Here is an 18,623-nt window from a genome sequence, read left to right as displayed (position 1 = left end):
CTCGCGTTTAGGCCTGCACGGTGCGCTGCTGCTGCTCTCCAAGGCCGCCGATCCCCAGGCGCATGGTCTGGCCCGCCACCAGGTACACCGGCGGCTTCTGGCCCAGACCCACGCCGGGTGGGGTGCCGGTAGAAATGATGTCGCCCGGCTGCAGGCTCATGAACTGGCTCAGGTGGCTGACCAGTTGCGCCACGCCAAAGACCATGGTGCGGGTGTTCCCGTTCTGGTAGCGCCGGCCGTCGACCTCCAGCCACAGGTCCAGCGCCTGCGGGTCCGGCACCTCGTCGGCAGTGACCAGCCAGGGCCCGGTGGGCCCGAAGGTGTCGCAGCCCTTGCCCTTGTCCCATTGGCCGCCGCCGCGCTCGAGCTGCACTTCGCGCTCGGACACGTCGTTGATCACGCAGTAGCCGGCCACGTGCCGCATGGCGTCGGCCTCGCTGATGTAGCGGCCACCTTGGCCGATGACCACGCCCAGCTCCACCTCCCAGTCGGTGCGCTGGCTGCCGCGCGGAATCTCCACCGCATCGTTGGGCCCCACGATGGCGCTCGTCCATTTGGAGAACACCACGGGTTCGGCGGGCACCGGCATGCCGGACTCTGCCGCGTGGTCCGCGTAGTTCAGGCCGATGCAGATGAACTTTCCCACGCGGCCCACGCAGGCCCCCAGGCGCAGGTCCTGCTGCGGGGTGCCCGCCACCAGCGGCAGCGAGTCCACATCGAGCTGCGCAATGCGTGCCAGCCCCTCGGGCGTGAGCACATCGCCGGCGATATCGGAGACCACGCCCGAGAGGTCGCGCACGCGGCCCTGGGCATCGAGCAAGCCGGGTTTTTCCTGGCCCTGGGGGCCGTAGCGAAGAAGTTTCACGAAAGAATTCCTTGTGGGTGGCAACGCACCGAGTTGAAAAAGCGATCCGTCGCAGAGACCATCAGTCGTACAGAACGGCGGCGATCTTGGGATCGTTGATACTGGTCTTGTCGTACCAGAAGAAGCCGGTGTCGATCACCTTGGGCAGCTTTTCGCCCTTGAGCGCCTTGACTGCCGCCTCCACGGTCTTGTAGCCAATGCCCACGGGGTTCTGCGTGATGGAGCCGGCAATCAAGCCTTCCTTGATGGCGTCCTTCTGCTGCTTGCCCGAGTCGTAGCCGATGACGACGAGCTTGCGCTTGGTTTCGCGCACCGCATTCACCACGCCGAGCACCGAGCCTTCGTTGGCACCAAACATGCCCTTGAGCTGGGGGTAGGCCTGCAGGATGGATTTGGCGATTTCGGTGGACTTGAGGTGGTCGCCTCCGCCGTACTGCACGCTCACGATCTTGATCTTGGGATGTGCGGCCTTCATGCGCTCGACGAAGCCGTCGCGTCGGTCCACGCCGGTGCGGCTGGTCTGGTCGTGCACCACCAGCGCCACCTCGCCCGCACCGCCGATGAGTTCAGCCATCTTGTCGGCCGCCAGCGCCGCTGCCGCCTTGTTGTCGGTGGTGGCGGTGGTCACCGGGATGTCGCTGTCCACGCCGGAGTCGAAGGCAACGACCGGGATCTTGGCGGCCTGGGCCTTTTTCAGAAGCGGGATCGCGGCCTTGCTGTCCAGTGCGGCCAGGCCGATGGCCTTGGGGTTCTTGGCAAGCGCTGCGGACAGCATGTCGATCTGCTTGTCCACCATGGCTTCGGACTCCGGCCCCTCGAACGTGACGCGCACATCCAGGTCCTTGCCTGCCTGTTCGGCGCCCGATTTCACGGCCTGCCAGAACTGGTGCTGGAAGCCCTTGGACACCAGCGGTATGTAGACCTGCTGTTGCTGCTGGGCCATGGCGGCCGTGGTGCCGCCCCATGCCATGGTGAGGCCCACGGCGATGCTGAGTACGCGTTTGCTGAACATGGTTTGTCTCCTTTTAGTGGTTGTGGAAAAACCGGAACTCGGGATGGACGGCCCTCAGCGGCTGCGGCGCCGCAGGATGTCGGTGTAGACGGCCAAAATGATGATGGCGCCCGTGACCACGGTCTGCCATTCCTGGGCCACGGACATGATGCGCAGCCCGTTGGTCAGCACGCTCATGATGAAAGCGCCGATGATGGTTCCGAGAATGGTGCCGGTGCCCCCCGCCAGCGAGGTCCCGCCGATGACCACGGCGGCGATGGCATCCAGCTCGTAGCCCTGCCCCAGCGCCGGCTGCGCAGAGTTGAGCCGCGAGGCAATCAGCAGCCCGGCAATGCCACAGATGCCGCCGCTGACCGAATAGACGACGATCTTCCAGAAATCGACGTTCACGCCCGACAGGCGCACAGCCTCTTCGTTGCTGCCCAGGGCAAACGTGTAGCGGCCCAGCATAGTCTTGTTCAGCACGAAACTGGTCGCCACCGCCACGACGAAGAGGATCAGCACCGCGTTGGGAATGGGCAGCGACGGCAGCAGCTCGCCGATCAGCGAGTCCTGCGAGATGGCGCTGAAGCCTTCGGTGTCGTTGAAGTAGATGGGCTTGGTGCCCGAGATCACGAGCGACAGCCCCTTGAGCAGCATCATCATGCCCAGCGTGGCAATGAAGGGCGGGATCTTGAGCTTGGCGATCAGCACGCCCGAGATGAACCCGCACAACGCCCCCGAGAGGATGGCCGCCGCAATGCCCAGGGGCAGCGGCAACCCCAGGTAGGTCAGCACCACCCCGGCCATCACGGCGCTGAAGGTCATCAGCGTGCCCACCGACAGGTCGATGCCCGAAGTGATGATGACGAAGGTGCAGGCAATGGCCAGCACGCCATTGACGGCCGTGGCCTGCAGGATGCTCACCATGTTGTCGGCCTTGAGGAAGTTGCCGGACGCGGCCGTGAAGAACGCCATCAGCGCGAGCAGGCTGGCGAAGGCCAGCAGCTTTTGCCGCGTCTCGGCGCGAAACAGCCGCTCTTTGATCGCGGCCCAGGGGCCAGCCTTCAATGCAGTGGGCGTCGTCAATGTTGGTGTGGCTTTTGGCATGGTCTTCAGTTCGTCAACGTGGTGGGCCGTCGGGTGGCGAGTTCCATGATCCGTTCCTGGGTGGCATCGGCGGCCGAAAGCTCGCCGGTGATGCGTCCCTCGCACATCACCAGCACGCGGTGTGACAGGCGCAGCACCTCGGGCAGCTCGGAAGAGATCACGACGATGGCTTTGCCCTGCTCGGCCAGGGCGTTCAGGAGCTTGTAGATCTCGGCCTTGGCGCCGACATCGATGCCGCGCGTGGGCTCATCGAAGAACAGGATGTCGCAGTCGCGCAGCAGCCATTTGGCGATGACGATCTTTTGCTGGTTGCCGCCGGAAAGCAGGCGCACCTGCTGCTGCACCGAAGGCGTCTTGATGCCCAGCTGGCGCACGTAGGCTTGCGCCGTGCTGCGCAGGGCGGCCTGGTCCAGGACGATGCCGCCCCGCGCAAAGGAGCGCATGGACGACAAGGCGATGTTGGTCTCGACGTCGAGCCCGGTGGCCAGGCCAAAATGCTTGCGGTCTTCCGACAGATACCCGATGCCCAGCGCCACCGCCTGCTGTGGCGATCGGATGGTGACGCGCTGGCCCCGCACATGGATCTCGCCAGCATCGATGGGGTCTGCACCGAAGATGGCCCGCGCCACCTCGGTGCGCCCCGCGCCCATCAGCCCGGCAAAGCCCAGGATTTCGCCGCGCCGCAGCTCAAAGCCCACATCCACGATGGCCGCCTTGCGGCACAGCCCCCGCACCTGCAGCACGACCTCGTTGCCCGTGGTGTCGGGCACGTGCTTTTCCAGGGCTTCGAGCTGGCGGCCGACCATCATGCCGATGATGCTGTCCACGCTGGTCGACGCCATGGGCACGGTGGCGATGGTCTGGCCATCGCGCATCACCGTGACCCGGTCGGCGATCTGTTGCAGCTCGTCCATCTTGTGCGAGATGTAGACGATGCCCACGCCCTCGGCCCTGAGCTGGCGGATGATGCGAAACAGGTCGGCGACTTCTTCGTTGTTCAGCGCGGCGGTCGGCTCGTCCATGATGAGCACCCGCGACTGGAACGACAGCGCCTTGGCGATCTCGACCATCTGCTGCTTGGCCACCGTGAGCTCGCCCACCAGCGTGCGCGGGTCGAGCTGAAGGTTCAGGCGCTCGAAGATGGCACGCGCCTGGGCGTTGAGCGCGTCCTCGTCCAGCACCAGGCCCAGCCTGTGGCGCGGCTCGCGGCCGATGAAGATGTTCTGGGCGGCGCTCAGGTGGTTCATCAGGTTGAGCTCCTGGTGAACGATGCCGATGCCCAGCGCCTGGGCGGCGCGCGGGCTGCCGATGTCAGCGGGCCGTCCGTTCACCAGCACCTCGCCGTCATCGCGCGGGTAGATGCCGGACAGCACCTTCATCAGGGTGGACTTGCCCGCGCCGTTCTCGCCCATGAGGGCATGGACTTCGCCGGGGATGAGTTCGAAGCGCGCCTTGTCCAGCGCCCGCACGCCGGCAAAGGCCTTGGACAGGTTGCGGATCTCGATGAGCGGAGATGTCATGGCTGCCTGGGCCTCATGCAATGCCATAAAAGCGCTGTGCGGTGCTGCGCCACACCGCGTCCTGGTCAGCCGGCGGCAACTGGCCGATCAACACGCCGGCGGTGGCCAGCCATTGGCCATAGCTGCTGGCCAGCGTGACCACGGGCCAATCGCTGCCCCACATCAGCCGCGCCGGGCCGAATCCTTCGAGCAGCGCATCCCACACCGGCCGCACTGCGGCCACGCAGGCCTCGGCCGATGTGCGCTGCTGTGGCTGCAGCTCGGTCAGCAGGCCCGAAAACTTGCAGTGCACGCGCGGCAGTGCCGCCAGCTCGGCCATGCAGCGGCGCCACAGGGGCGCCCAGTCGGCATGCCAGCCCTGGGCCAGCTGCGGCTTGGCAGCGTGGTCCACCACGACCTGCAGGTCGGGCCAGGCGTGCAGAAAGCGCAGCAGCGATGGCAGGTGCTCCGGCTTGACCAGCGCGTCCAGGCGCAAGCCCAGCCGGCTCAGTGCCTGCACGGCGTCCGCACGCGGCGCGCGCTCGATCCAATCGACGTCCGGCAGGTCCTGCAGCATGGGGCGCACGCCCTTGAACTGCGGGTACCGCGACAGCGCCTCCAGCGTGGCGGCCGCGTCGCTGCGGCTCAGGTCCACCCAGCCGACCACACCGCCGATGAAGTCATGCTCTGCGGCGAGTCCCAACAGGAATTCGGTTTCCGCCACCGAGTCTGCAGCCTGGACCAGCACGGTGCGGACGGTGCCCGTGGCCTGGAGCGTGGGCTCCAGATCGCAAGGCATGAACGCACGCAACAGCGGCGCAAGCGCGGGCTCATCGGCACGCAGCCAGGTGTAGTCACCGCGTGCTGGGTTCCAGAAGTGCTGGTGCGAGTCGATGCGCGTCATGGAGGGCTACCGGTGCTGAATGGCGTTGCCGCTCAGATGGTCACGCCACCGTCGACGAGCACCGCTTGTCCGGTCACGAAGCAGGACTCGTCGCTCAGCAGGTACACCACCTGGGGGGCGATGTCGTCCACCGTGGCCAGGCGGCCCAGCGGCTGGCGCGCGATGAAGTCCTTCTCGGCCTGCACCGGGTCGGCAGCGCCCGCAATGCGCTCGCGCAGGGATGGCGTGTCCACCGTGCCCGGGCACAGCGCATTGCAGCGCAGGCCCACGCGGGCGAAATCCGCCGCGATCGCCTTGCTCATGCCGATGACGGCAGCCTTGCTGGCGCCATAGACGAACCGGTTCGGGAAGCCTTTGATCGACGAGGCCATCGAAGCCATGTTCACGATGGAGCCACTGGTGCCCGCGCGCTCCATCCGGGCCAGCATGCCCGGCAGGAAGGCCCGCGCCACGCGGTAGGCCCCTTTGACGTTGAGGTCCATGCTGAAGTCCCACGCTGCCTCGTCGCATTCAAGCACGCTGCCGTTGTGCACGTAGCCCGCGCAATTGAAGAGCCCGTCCAGCGCAGGCAGCTGCGCAGCCAGGGCCACCACGGCAGCGCTGTCGCGCACATCCAGCACATGGGTCGTGAGCCCCGCTCCATCCTGGGCCAGCCGCGCCAGCAAGGCTGGGTTGAGGTCGGTGGCGATGACCTGGGCGCCTTCGCGGGCACAGGCCAGTGCGCTGGCGCGACCAATGCCTTGGCCAGCGGCGGTGATCAGGATGGTTTTGCCTTGCAGTCTCATGGAGTACCTTTGATCTGTAACTTCATATATGAACTGTTTGTTCATTAGAAAATAATGTACAAAGGCGACGACTGCCATCCAATCAGTGCTTACCCTGCCCTGGCCGATGTCCCGCGACCGGGATACCCTCTGGTAAGGTGAAGCCGCTTTTTCTGCGCGCTGACCGGCGCCAAGGGACACTCCATTCCGCCCCCCTGAATCCGTAGCGCTGCAAGCACTCCTTTTTCTCCATGACAGAACCCAACGACCGCTACCGCGCCCCCGCCCTCGACAAAGGGCTGGACATCCTCGAGCTGCTGGCAGAGCAGCCGCACGGCCTCACACGCGCCGAGATCGTGAAGGCCATGGGCCGCGGGCCGAGCGAGATCTACCGCATGCTCGAGCGCCTGGTCGCCCGGGACTACGTCACGCGGTCGCAGCAAGGCGACCGCTATGCGCTCAGCCTCAAGCTGTTTGTGCTGGGGCACCGGCACCCGCCCATCGAAAGGCTGGTGGCGCAGGCCCTGCCTGCGATGGAAGCCTTTGCCACGGCGGCCGAGCAGTCGTGCCACCTGGGCATCTACAACCGGGGCAACATCACCGTGGTAGCGCAGGTCAATGGCCCGGGCAACTGGGGGTTGTCCATCCGGCTCGGGGTGCGGGTGAGCCTGATCGACACCGGATCGGGCCATGTGGTGCTGGCGTTTCAGTCCGAGCAGCGCCGCACCGAAATGCTGGCAGAACACGACGCGCTGGAGGGTGAGGTGCCCATGCCGGAGGCCGAGCTGCAGGCCATTCTGGACCACATCCGCACGCTGGGACACTGGCAAGGCGACAGCCAGCAGGCCTATGGCGTCACGGATATTTCGATGCCCATCCTCGGGCCCCAGGGGCATGCATTGGCCGTGCTCACCTGCCCCTTCATCCGGCGCATTGATCGCCATGTCGGCTCGGACCTGGACACCGCCCGCGAACTGCTGGCACGCGCGGCGACCGGGCTGTCACTGCGCTAGACAAGCGGTACAAGAGAGCGTTCATGGTTGGCACTTCTGACAAGGAATGCCAACTACCGGGCCGAGGCTGGCCTGGGCATCCAAGCCAAGCACCAACCCGGGCAACCCAGCGGTCGGGTTGCCATGCGACGTTCATCCGCCGGATCCGCCAGGCGCCCCGCCAGCAGCCACAATGCAGGCCATGCTTGCGCTGCTTCGCACCTTCTCCTGGCAGGACCTGCGCCACCACCCCTGGCGCAGTGCTGCGGCAGTGGCGGCGGTGATGCTGGGCGTGGCGCTGGCGTTTGCGGTGCATGTGATCAATGCGTCTGCGCTGGACGAATTCTCCCAGGCCGTGCGAGCCGTCAACGGGCAACCTGACCTGGAGCTTCGCGCCATGCAGGGTAGCTTGCCTGAGGCACTGTACGGGCAGCTTGCCACCCATCCGCAGGTGGCGCGCGCCAGCCCGCTGCTGGAGCTGTCGGCCGTGGCGCGGGCCCTGCGGCAGGGGTGGGGTACGGCGACCGTACCCACTCCGCCCCCCACGCCGCTGCGCGTGCTGGGCGTGGACGCCCTGCTGCTGCCCGCCATGGCCCCCGCGCTCATGCCACGGCCCTGGGCGGGGGCTGACCGGCTGGCCCTTTTCGCACCGGCCACGGTGTTCCTCAACACGGCGGCGCTGCAGGCGCTGGGCCTGCCCACCACGGCCCCCACCTCTGCAGAACCGTCGCCGCAGCTGCTGCTGCAGGCCGGGCTGCAGCAATGGCCGGTGCGCGTTGCCGGCACGGTGGCTGCGGGGGGCGCACCGCTGGCAGTGATGGACATCGGTGCCGCACAAGACCTGTTTGGCCGCGCCGGCCAGCTCAGCCGCATCGACCTGCAGCTACAGCCCGGCACCGACCGCAGCGCGTGGGAGCAGGCCGTGCGCGCCCTGCCCGGCTGGCCCAAGCAGGTGGTGTTTGCACAGCCAAGTGACGCGGCGCAGCGCATCAGCAATCTGTCGCGCGCCTACCGCGTCAACCTCACGGTGCTGGCGCTGGTGGCGCTGTTCACGGGTGCGTTCCTGGTGTTTTCGGTGCTGGCGCTCAGCGTGGCGCAGCGTGCGCCGCAGTTTGCGCTGCTGGCCGTGCTGGGCGCCACACCCCGCCAGCGCCTGGCGCTGGTGCTGGCCGAATCCGCCGTGCTGGGCGTTGTGGGCAGTGCCGCCGGCATCGCCCTGGGTACAGCCCTGGCCGCCGCCGCGCTGCGGCTGCTGGGGGGCGACCTGGGCGGCGGCTACTTTGCAGGGGTGCAGCCGGTGCTGCAGTGGAGCGCGCCAGCGGCCCTTGCCTATGGCGCACTGGGCGTGCTGGCAGCACTGGTGGGCGGCTGGTGGCCCGCGCGCGCGGCGCAGACGCTGCCGCCCGCGCAAACCTTGAAGGGCCTGGGCACAGTGTCCAGCCAGGCGGGCCAAGGCTGGCTTGGTATCATTTTGATAGCTATTGGCGCAATACTGACTAGCGCACCACCCGTTTTTGGCATACCACTGGCCGCCTACCTGGCCATCGGCCTGCTGCTGGTGGGTGGCATTGCCGTGCTGCCCTGGGCCATGGCCTGGCTACTGCACCGCCTGCAGCCGCTGGCCGCACGCCACGCCCTGGCGCTGCTGGCACTGGAGCGCGCTCGGCGCATGCGTGGCACGGCCGCTATCGCGGTAGGCGGGGTGGTGGCCAGCCTGAGCCTGGCCGTCGCGCTGACGGTGATGGTGTCAAGCTTTCGTGGCTCGGTCACGCAGTGGCTGGACGCTGTGCTGCCATCGCCCCTGTATGTGCGCTCGGCCCTGGGTGCGCCGGGCAGCGAGGCCGCACTGCTGCCGGCGGGTTTCGCCGAGGCCATCGCGCAGCTGCCCGGCCTCGCGCGTGTGCAAGCCCTGCGCGCCAGCCCGCTGCAGCTCGACGCCACGCGCCCCGCGCTCATGGTCATCAGCCGCCCGCTGGGCACCGATCCCGCCCGCCACCTGCCCCTGGTGGGCGAAGCCCTGCCCGTGCCCGCCGGACGCACTGGCGTCTACGTCAGCGAGGCGGTGGTGGACCTGTATGGACTGCGCCCCGGCATGGAGTGGCCCGCACTTTCTGATGCTTTTACCCCCCTGGCGCTTGATAGACAAGCGCAACCAGCTATCTTTTACATAGCAGGCGTGTGGCGCGACTATGCGCGGCAGTCGGGCGCCGTGGCGATGGACCGCGCAGTGTGGCTGCGCCTGACGGGCGACTCCCGCACCAGCGACCTGGCGCTGTGGCCAACAGAAGGGATCAACATCACGGCGTTGCAGGATTCGATCCGCGCAGTGGCGGCAGCCCAGGCGGGCCGTGCGCCCCCGGCCCGGGACGGCACCAGCGCGGCGGACGAGGCCCTGGTGGAATTCGTCTCGGTGGGCGCGATCCGCGAGCGCTCGCTGCGCATTTTTGACCGCAGCTTCGCCGTCACCTACTGGCTGCAGGCCGTGGCCATCGGCATCGGCCTGTTTGGTGTAGCCGCCAGCTTCAGTGCCCAGATCCTGGCGCGCCGTAAGGAGTTCGGCCTGCTCGCCCACCTGGGCCTGACGCGCCGCCAGATCCTGGCCGTGGTGGCTGGCGAGGGCGCCGCCTGGACGGGCGTGGGTGCAGCCGCAGGCTTGCTGCTCGGCCTGGCCGTCTCGGTGGTGTTGGTGCACGTGGTCAACCCACAAAGCTTTCACTGGACCATGGACCTCAGCCTGCCCACCGGGCGCCTGCTGGGCTTGTGTGTGGCCGTGGTCGCCTCGGGCACGGTGACGGCGTGGCTGGCAGGGCGGGCTGCGGCTGGGCGCGATGCGGTGATGGCGGTCAAGGAAGATTGGTGAACGGCGGGCGGTCTGTCAAGTTCCGATAGTTTGGTTAAAAATTGTTTGCAATCCCTGCAGATTTTGATAATCATCCATCACCAAGTAAGCCCATCCCCGGGGTTGCCAACCATGCCGGCGCACCGCGCCAGCAGCCAGCAGCCCCATGTCCAGCCACCCTGATTCAAGACCAGACGCGCCGCCTCTTGGCCCCACAAAGAGTGCCGCCGCGCAACCCGAGGGAGATCAATGAAATCGATATTTCGCCAAATGGCGGCCATGGCTGCGCTTTGCTGCGGCCTGGCAGCACCTGCCTGGGCACAATTCACCATCCCTGCAGGAAGTTCATTCGACGTGCCCGGCGGCTCTATCGACATGGGTTGTCTTCCCGTGCAGGTTGAGGGTGCACTGAACATCATTTCTGGCCAGTTCTCGACCACCAGCAACCTCAACGTCGCTGGCACGGGCGTTTTCAATGGTGGCTCCGGTCTGCTGACCGTGGGCGGCGATCTGAGCAGCTCTGGCACGTTCAACCCCGGGGCAGGTACGGTGGCGCTCACAGACGGTTGTACGGGCAATACGAGCCAGCTGTCGGGCACGCTGGTGTTCCAGAACCTGACCCTGAGCAGCACCACAGGCCGCACCTTTGTCATTCCAGCCGGTACCAACATTACCGTGCTGGGCACCTTGACACTGCAGGGCGCGCCGGGGCAAAACATCCAGCTGGTCTCCTCTGGCGGCGGCACGGCGGTCATCAACCTCGGCCCCGGTGCCACGGTGAACCAGACCTTTACGTCCCTGGCAGGCAATGTGCAGATCGGTGGCGCAGTGGCGGCCACCAACATCCCCACGCTGAGCGAGTACGGCCTGATGCTGCTGGCACTGCTGATGGGCATGGCGGCCTTCTGGCAGCGCCAACGCCACGTCGCAGCCGCTCCACGCAGCTGAGTTTTCAGGCCTCCACAGATCTCCACCATGAAGTACCTGCCTCACCCTCTGCGGCTGATCGGAGCCCTGGGCGCCGCCTATGCCCTGCACAGCCCGGTAGCCCTGGCCGCCGACATCTCCGCCACGGTGCCGAGTGGCGGCGGCTTTGTGATCAAGAACTCCACGGGCACCCAGGAGCGTTTTCGCGTGCAGGACAGCGGCGAAGTGCAGGCCCTGGGCCTGAGCGGCGCCACGCCCAATACCAGCCTCACCTGCTTTGACGGCCCCACCGGTCGGCTTGGGCCCTGCGCCGCAGGCATTGGCTCCGGTGCGACAGGTGCTACCGGGCCCACAGGGCCCACTGGCGCGACCGGTGCCACCGGCGCAGGTGCTACTGGCGCCACGGGTGCAACGGGACCGGCGGGCGCGGTGGGAGCCACTGGCGCCGCAGGCCCCACTGGCGCCACCGGGGCCGCCAGCGCCGTGCAGGGCCCCACAGGTGCCCAAGGCCCCGCCGGCCCTACCGGCCCCACTGGTGCAGACAGCTCCGTCGCCGGGCCCACGGGCGCCCAGGGGATTCAAGGGGTTCAAGGCGCCACAGGCCCTGCGGGGGCGACGGGCGCTACCGGGGCAGCTGGTGCAGCCGGCGGCGGCCTGGGAGTTCGAGACAACAGCAGCACCAGCCTTGGCACGGTCATCGACATATCCGTGAGCAGCCAGTCCTATGTGGCCGTCATGACGTCCACCAAGCACTACGTCAAGCTACGCTTCAACGGAACGATCCAAAACGAGTCTTCCATTTATTTTGTGTCGACCGACTGCACAGGCACACCGTATGGCGGCAGCGGGGGTACTTCGAGCAACCAGCGCTTTGCCAAGACCGTGGTCTACCGATCGACAGGGCAGCTCTATACGCTGTCCAACCCCGACGCCAACGGCCTGGCCACACCTGTTTCACAAGCCACGCTGGGTATCGACGTGAACTCCATCGAGGACAACGTGTCAGGAACTTGCACTACGTCGGCTTCCACCCAGCACATGTTCCCGCTGACCTTGGTCACGCCTGCCAGCGTGGGGCTGCCGAACAGCATTGCGGCGCCGCTTTCGTTCACCCCTTGAGTACCGCAGGCCCGGGTTGAAGCGCTTGATCCTCCCCACGGGCGTGCCCATTGAGTTGCGGGCAACAACAGACGGCCCACGTAAAACGCGCCTTGAATCAGGGGCGCTCCGCAGCACGCAGTACGAATACGACGTTTGACCCCGAAGGTCCATGGCGCCTCACCCATCACCACCTTTAACACCCACCTGCCATGACACTTAGATTCCAACCCCTTCATCTGGTTGTCACCTTGGGCGCGGCATACGCTCTGTACAGCCCAGTGGCCCTGGCCGCCGACATCTCTGCCACGGTGCCGAGCGGCGGCGGGTTTGTGATCAAGAACTCCACGGGCACCCAGGAGCGTTTTCGCGTGCAGGACAGCGGCGAAGTGCGGGCCCCGGGCCTGAGCGGTGCAACGCCCAATACCAATCTCACCTGCTTTGATGGCCCCACGGGTCGCCTGGGGCCCTGCGCGGGGGGCATCGGCACCGGAGCTACCGGCGCAACCGGACCGACAGGCCCCACGGGAGCATTAGGCCCGACTGGACCTACCGGGGTCACAGGCGCTGCAGGCACTACCGGTACGACGGGTGCTACTGGACCTACCGGCTCCACCGGCGCCACCGGTGCAACTGGAGCTACCGGGGCCGGGGCTACTGGCGCGACCGGTGCGACAGGACCTGCAGGAGCCACGGGGGCCCTAGGAGCTATGGGCCCCATCGGTGCAACCGGGGCAGACAGCGTGGTACCCGGGCCACAAGGTATCCAGGGGATTCAAGGCCCGATAGGCCCCACCGGAGCCACGGGCGCCACAGGGGCTGGAACAGTGACATTGGCCACCGTCTCCAACAGCGACAGCTGGACTTTCGGCGGCATGGGTGATCCAGCTGGAGGTGACCAGGTCACGGTCACCGCAACTTGCTCAGTAGGAAAAACAGTGGTTAGTGGGGGCTGCCGCGCAACAGCAGGGGCCAACGGCAGCTATTTTGGAGGTGGCTACCCCTCTGCGGCCGACAAATGGACCTGTGAATACTCAATTTGGGGTGCACTGTCAGCGCAAGCTTATGCAATCTGCCAGTAGGATGCGTTGGCCTCCATCGCTCTTGCGCTGTACAAGAATGGCGCATCCACGGGACTGAGTTCAGACCGAACGCAAGGGGCTGCACGCCGTCTGGGGGGATACACACCCAGCCTCCAAATCCCTCGCTGAAGACATATGCCTCGCGTCGTCCTCAACATGATCGTCAAGAACGAGGCACCGGTCATCACCCGGTGCCTCGGCTCGGTCAAGCCCTTGATAGACCACTGGGTCATCGTGGACACGGGTTCCACCGATGGCACGCAAGACATCGTCCGCGATTTCATGCAAGGCGTTCCCGGCACGCTGTTCGAGCGCCCCTGGAAGAACTTTGCGCACAACCGCAACGAAGCACTGGAACTAGCGCGCCCCTATGGCGGCTATCTGCTCTTCATTGACGCCGATGAGCAACTGCGGGTGCCGTCAGGTTTTACCTGGCCCGCGCTCTCGGCCGACGGGTACACCCTGACCTGCCACATGGACGGCTGGGAGTACCAGCGCAACAGCCTTGTGGCCACACGCATCGGCTGGCGTTGGGAGGGCGTGTTGCACGAGTACCTGACCGCCAAGCAGCACGGCCCCTGGCAAACGCTGCAGGGGCCTGTCATCCACGTATCCCATGATGGTGCCCGTGCACGCGACCCGGAAACCTACCTGCGCGACATGGCCTTGCTGGAGCAGGCCGTGCGGGACGACCCCACCAACACGCGCAACGTGTTCTACCTGGCCCAGAGCTGCCGCGATGCGGGGCAGATCGAGCCCAGCCTGCAGTGGTACCAGCGCCGGGTGGATATGGGAGGCTGGGACGAAGAGCGCTGGTATGCACTGTTCCAGATCGCCGTGCTGCACGAACGTAACCAGGCCCCTGTTGCCACCGTGCGCGAGGCCTATCTGGCCGCCTACGCAGCCCGCCCCCAGCGTGCCGAGCCTCTGTGTGAACTGGCCCGCTACCACCGTGAGCGTGCCGAACATGCGCTGGCCACCGTGTTTGCCCTGCAGGCTTCCCAGATACCTCAGCCTCCCGACATTCTTTTTGTAGACACGCAGGTGTACGCCTGGCGTGCACTGGACGAGCTGGCCGTGAGCGCCTTCTATACCCCCCACCGTGACCTGGGTCGCGCCGCTCTGCAACGTCTGCTGGCCGAGCGCCACTACCCGGCAGCCCAGGCCCAGCGCATTGAGGCCAACCAGGCGTTCTACGGCCTTTGACCACCCCTGCGGCACAGGCTAGGCGGGCTGCGACAATGCTGCCCATGCAGAAACAGCTCCCCGCTTCCCCCTGGCTTCACGAGGCCATCGCCCGCATCGAAGCGGACTACCAACGCAGCGCGGACACCCACCTGATCCCGCTGCGCCTGCCCGTTTTTGCCACGCACGGCATTGACCTGTACCTCAAGGACGAATCCACCCACCCCACGGGCAGTCTCAAGCACCGGCTGGCGCGATCACTGTTTTTGTATGCGCTGTGCAATGGCTGGGTGCACGAGGGCTCGACCATCGTCGAGTCATCCAGCGGCTCCACCGCCGTGAGCGAGGCCTACTTTGCGCGCCTGCTCGGCCTGCCCTTTGTGGCCGTGATGCCGCGCAGCACCTCACCCGAGAAAGTGGCGCAGATCGAGTTCCACGGCGGGCGCTGCCACTTTGTGGACAGCGCGGGCGCCGTGTACGAAGCCGCCCGCACCATTGCGGCGGAGACCGGCGGCCACTACATGGACCAGTTCACCTACGCCGAGCGCGCCACCGACTGGCGCGGCAACAACAACATCGCCGAGAGCATGTTCACGCAGATGGCGCGCGAGCCGCACCCGGTGCCGCGCTGGATCGTGGTGGGCGCGGGCACGGGGGGCACCAGCGCCACGATTGGCCGCTATGTGCGCTACCAGCGGCACACCACCGAGGTGTGTGTGGCCGACCCGGCAGGTTCGGTGTTCAGCGCCTACCACCGCACGGGGGATGCCGCACTGACGGCGCCCGGCTCGCGCATCGAAGGCATCGGCCGCCCGCGTGTGGAACCGAGTTTCATCCGCACGCTGGTGGACCGCATGGTGGATGTGGCCGATGTGGAATCCATCGCCGCAATGCGTGCGCTGTCGCAGCTGCTGGGGCGGCGCGTGGGGCCGTCTACGGGCACCAACTTCGTCGCCATGCTCACGCTGGCCAGCGAGATGAGAGAGCGGGGCGAGCGTGGCTCGATCCTGTCGCTGCTGTGCGATGCAGGGGAGCGGTATCTTCCCACGTATTTCGATACCGAGTGGGTGGACCGCTCTTTCGGAGATTGTTCGGCAGCCCAGCAAAAAATCGACGCCCTCATCGGCTGACACCCGCAAAGCGCCCCGTGCCACCCGTCCCGCCACCAGTCCCTGCTGCGCCATCGCCTGCGGGCACCTTTGCCACACGCCGCCAGTGGCTGGCCATGCAGGTACCACTGGGCATGGGAGGCCTGGGCGGCATGGCACTGACGCTGCTGCCCCAGGCCGCCCGTGCCCTGCCCGCACGCGCACTGACCTTTCCGCGCGACCATGGCAGCCACCCGGAGCTGCGCACCGAGTGGTGGTACATCACGGGCCATGTGCAGGCGCAGGGCAGGCCGTGGGGATTTCAGCTCACGTTCTTTCGCTCGCGGGTGGATGCCACGCAAAACCTGCAGTCTGCGTTTGCAGCCAAGCAACTGCTGTTCGCACACGCAGCCATCACCGATGTGCAGGGCCAGCGCCTGCTGCATGACCAGCGCATCGCGCGCGCAGGTTTTGGCGTGGCGCAGGCCAGCGAGGCCGACACCTCCATCCGGTTGCAGGACTGGACGCTCGCGCGGAGCAATACGGCGCACAGCAAGCCAGACTTTCCGGTCAGCCGGTACACCGCCCAGATTGCGGGCAGCGAATTCGGCATGGATCTCCAATTCGACAGCACCCAACCGGTGCTGCTGCAGGGCCAGCAAGGCTTGTCGCGCAAGGGGCCCGATGCTGCACAGGCCAGCTATTACTACAGCCAACCGCAACTCGCCGTGACCGGCACCCTGACAGTGGAGGGCAAGCGCATGGGCGTGAGCCCCGGCAGTGGTCGCGCGTGGATGGACCACGAATGGAGCGAGGCCCTGCTGCACCCCGAAGCCCAGGGCTGGGACTGGATCGGTATGAACCTGCGCGATGGCAGTGCGCTCACGGCGTTCCGCTTGCGCCGTGCAGACGGCTCGGCCCTGTGGGCCGGGGGTTCGTTGCGAACACCGGGCCAGCCGGTGCAGGTATTTGACGCGCAGGCCGTGGTGTTCACGCCCCAACGCATCTGGGCCAGCCCGCAGAGCGGGGCACGCTACCCGGTGCAGTGGCGGGTGCAGACGCCCGCAGGCGTCTTTGAGGTACGCGCCTTGCTGGACAACCAGGAGCTGGACAGCAGTGGATCCACCGGGGCGATCTACTGGGAGGGTCTGTCCGAATTGATGGACAGCGCAGGGCAGCCCGTAGGCCGGGGCTACCTGGAGATGACCGGATATGCAAAACCGCTGCGCCTGTAAAGGCCGCAGCGGCTATTGATTAGGGGTTGAGGCCGCCCGGTATAAGCGGCCACAACGTCAGTGTTTGGCTGGGCCATCGGCACGGCGCTGTGCCAACCAGGCGATGATCTCACCCATGATGCCGCGGCGAAAAGCCAGTACGCAGACCACGAAAATCAGGCCCGTGACCATGGTGACTGACTCACCCAGCGTCTTGAACCACTCCACACTCGTCAGGGCGGCCAGCAGGTTGCCGAACTCACCAATCTTGTTTTCGAGCAGCACCACCACGGCCGAGCCGATGAGCGGCCCCGACAGGGTGCCCAGGCCCCCGACCAGCGTCATCAGGATGACCTGGCCCGAGGCGGTCCAGTGCACGTCCGACAGCGTGGCAAAGCCCAGCACCAGGGTCTTGAGCGAACCCGCCAGCCCCGCCAGCGCGGCCGACAGCACGAAGGCGAGCAGCTTGAAGCGGTGGGTGTCATAGCCCAGCGAGATGGCACGGGGTTCGTTTTCCTTGATGCCCTTGAGCACCTGGCCAAACGGTGAATGGATGGTCCGCACGATGACGAGGAATGCCAGCACCACGATGACCAGCGCCACGTAGTACATGACCAGATCGCTTTGCAGATCAATCAGGCCAAAGAGCTTGCCGCGTGGCACGCCTTGGAGGCCATCTTCACCCCCGGTGAAGGGCGCCTGCAGACAGACAAAGAACAGCATCTGCGCCAGCGCGAGCGTGATCATTGAAAAATAGATGCCCTGGCGACGGATGGCCAGCCAGCCGAACAGCAGGCCCAGCAAGGCTCCGCCGAGCGTTCCCAGCAGCAGTCCCACTTCGGGCGTGAGCCCCCAGACCTTGATGGCATGCCCGGCCACATAGGCCGCCCCCCCCAGGAAGGCAGCGTGCCCGAAAGACAGCAGGCCGGTGTAGCCCAACAGCAGGTTGAACGCCGAAGCAAACAGTGCAAAGCACATGAGCTTCATCACAAAGATGGGATAGGCGCCAAGGAATGGCGCGGCAATCAGGGCCAGCAGCAGTAGCCCATAACCGATGGAGGCAGTGTTCTTGAGATTCATGCTGGCGGCCCCTTATTTCTCTTTGCCGAACAGGCCGGCGGGGCGAATGAGGAGAACGATGACCATGATGACAAACACCACGGTGGAAGACGCTTCCGGGTAGAACACCTTGGTAAAACCTTCGATGACGCCCAGCCCCAATCCCGTCAGGATGGAGCCCATGATGGAACCCATGCCACCAATCACCACCACGGCAAACACCACGATGATGAGGTTCTGGCCCATGAGCGGCGTGACCTGGTACACCGGTGCAGCGAGCACACCGGCAAAGGCGGCCAGCGCGGCCCCAAAGGCATAGGTCAGTGTCACCATCACAGGCACATTGATGCCGAAGGCTTCCACCAGGCGGGGGTTCTCGGTGCCGGCGCGCAGGTAGGCGCCAAGCTTGGTTTTTTCAATCACATACCAGGTGGCAAGACACACCACCACCGAGGCCACAACCACCCAGGCCCGGTAGTTGGGCAGGATCATGAAGCCGAGATTGGTGGCACCTTCCAGCAGTTCTGGCGTGTCGTAGCCCAGGCCCGATACACCGTAGATGGAACGGAACACGCCTTCAATCAGCAGCGTGAGACCCAGTGTGAGCAACAGGCCATAAAGATGATCGAGCTTGTAGATCCAGCGCAGCAACAGGCGCTCGATCAACACCCCGAACAAGCCCACCACCAGCGGAGCCAACACCAGCATCCACCAGTAGTTGATGCCGAAGTAGTTCATGGCCATCCAGGTCATCAGGGCCCCCGTCATGAACAGCGCCCCATGGGCAAAGTTGATGACGTTGAGCAGGCCGAAGATCACGGCAAGTCCGAGGCTGAGAATGGCATAGAACGAGCCATTGACCAGCCCCAGAAGGAGCTGGCTCAGCAGGCCCGGCAATGAGACACCAAAGATTTCCATGGGAGGCAGCGGCAGGTGGTGGTGATCGGGTCAGGTCAGGGGGGAAGAAGGCATCTGGTACACGCCATCAGGCTGCTGCGGCAAGCCC

15 protein-coding genes are annotated in these 18,623 nt (G+C 66.0%); 7 read left to right on the top strand and 8 right to left on the bottom strand.

The window, feature by feature from the left end; all coding sequences use genetic code 11:
- Positions 1–7 precede the first annotated feature (7 nt).
- The 6 genes from IB243_RS07850 to IB243_RS07825 all read right to left on the bottom strand — a co-directional run bounded on the left by IB243_RS07850 (position 8) and on the right by IB243_RS07825 (position 6,154).
- Positions 8–865, bottom strand: a complete 858-nt coding sequence (locus tag IB243_RS07850; protein WP_192426112.1) for an ureidoglycolate lyase — start codon at positions 863–865, stop codon at positions 8–10.
- Between the two features lie 61 nt (positions 866–926).
- Positions 927–1,877 carry an ABC transporter substrate-binding protein gene (locus tag IB243_RS07845; RefSeq protein ID WP_010463966.1) on the bottom strand — a complete coding sequence of 317 codons (951 nt, stop codon included), beginning with the start codon at positions 1,875–1,877 and terminating at the stop codon, positions 927–929.
- 54 nt (positions 1,878–1,931) lie between these two features.
- Positions 1,932–2,966, bottom strand: coding sequence for an ABC transporter permease (locus tag IB243_RS07840; protein ID WP_192426110.1), 1,035 nt, complete (start codon positions 2,964–2,966; stop codon positions 1,932–1,934).
- A gap of 5 nt (positions 2,967–2,971) precedes the next feature.
- Entirely contained in the window at positions 2,972–4,486 is a 1,515-nt protein-coding gene (locus IB243_RS07835) for a sugar ABC transporter ATP-binding protein (protein WP_192426108.1), read from the bottom strand.
- 13 nt (positions 4,487–4,499) lie between these two features.
- On the bottom strand, positions 4,500–5,369 hold the full coding sequence (locus tag IB243_RS07830; protein ID WP_010463963.1) for an amidohydrolase: 870 nt from the start codon (positions 5,367–5,369) through the stop codon (positions 4,500–4,502).
- A gap of 32 nt (positions 5,370–5,401) precedes the next feature.
- Entirely contained in the window at positions 5,402–6,154 is a 753-nt protein-coding gene (locus IB243_RS07825; protein WP_192426106.1) for an SDR family oxidoreductase, read from the bottom strand.
- Positions 6,155–6,384: 230 nt separating this feature from the next.
- Here IB243_RS07825 and IB243_RS07820 point away from each other — a divergent pair, with 230 nt between their 5' ends.
- From IB243_RS07820 to IB243_RS07790, 7 genes are all read left to right on the top strand, one after another.
- Positions 6,385–7,146: an IclR family transcriptional regulator gene (locus tag IB243_RS07820; protein WP_010463961.1), complete on the top strand. Its 762-nt coding sequence runs from the start codon at positions 6,385–6,387 to the stop codon at positions 7,144–7,146.
- A 172-nt stretch (positions 7,147–7,318) separates the two neighbouring features.
- Positions 7,319–9,985, top strand: coding sequence for an FtsX-like permease family protein (locus IB243_RS07815; RefSeq protein WP_192426105.1), 2,667 nt, complete (start codon positions 7,319–7,321; stop codon positions 9,983–9,985).
- Between the two features lie 228 nt (positions 9,986–10,213).
- On the top strand, positions 10,214–10,912 hold the full coding sequence (locus IB243_RS07810; protein ID WP_225584796.1) for an IPTL-CTERM sorting domain-containing protein: 699 nt from the start codon (positions 10,214–10,216) through the stop codon (positions 10,910–10,912).
- A 27-nt stretch (positions 10,913–10,939) separates the two neighbouring features.
- On the top strand, positions 10,940–12,010 hold the full coding sequence (locus IB243_RS27350; RefSeq protein WP_304503440.1) for a hypothetical protein: 1,071 nt from the start codon (positions 10,940–10,942) through the stop codon (positions 12,008–12,010).
- Positions 12,011–13,206: 1,196 nt separating this feature from the next.
- Positions 13,207–14,277 (top strand): glycosyltransferase, encoded by a 1,071-nt coding sequence (locus IB243_RS07800; protein ID WP_192426104.1) that lies wholly within the window; start codon positions 13,207–13,209, stop codon positions 14,275–14,277.
- Between the two features lie 35 nt (positions 14,278–14,312).
- A complete protein-coding gene (locus IB243_RS07795; RefSeq protein ID WP_010463956.1) occupies positions 14,313–15,386 on the top strand; it encodes a PLP-dependent cysteine synthase family protein in 1,074 nt (357 codons plus the stop codon).
- A gap of 113 nt (positions 15,387–15,499) precedes the next feature.
- Positions 15,500–16,579, top strand: coding sequence for a lipocalin-like domain-containing protein (locus IB243_RS07790; protein ID WP_192426358.1), 1,080 nt, complete (start codon positions 15,500–15,502; stop codon positions 16,577–16,579).
- A gap of 57 nt (positions 16,580–16,636) precedes the next feature.
- Here IB243_RS07790 and IB243_RS07785 read toward each other — a convergent pair whose 3' ends face one another.
- On the bottom strand, positions 16,637–17,638 hold the full coding sequence (locus tag IB243_RS07785; protein WP_010463954.1) for a branched-chain amino acid ABC transporter permease: 1,002 nt from the start codon (positions 17,636–17,638) through the stop codon (positions 16,637–16,639).
- Between the two features lie 12 nt (positions 17,639–17,650).
- Positions 17,651–18,535 (bottom strand): branched-chain amino acid ABC transporter permease, encoded by an 885-nt coding sequence (locus IB243_RS07780; RefSeq protein WP_010463953.1) that lies wholly within the window; start codon positions 18,533–18,535, stop codon positions 17,651–17,653.
- Between the last annotated feature and the right edge of the window lie 88 nt (positions 18,536–18,623).

The sequence above is a fragment of the Acidovorax sp. ACV01 genome, assembly GCF_014851495.1.
GTDB classification, from domain to species: domain Bacteria; phylum Pseudomonadota; class Gammaproteobacteria; order Burkholderiales; family Burkholderiaceae_C; genus Acidovorax; species Acidovorax radicis.
This window is presented reverse-complemented; position numbering and strand designations above follow the sequence as displayed.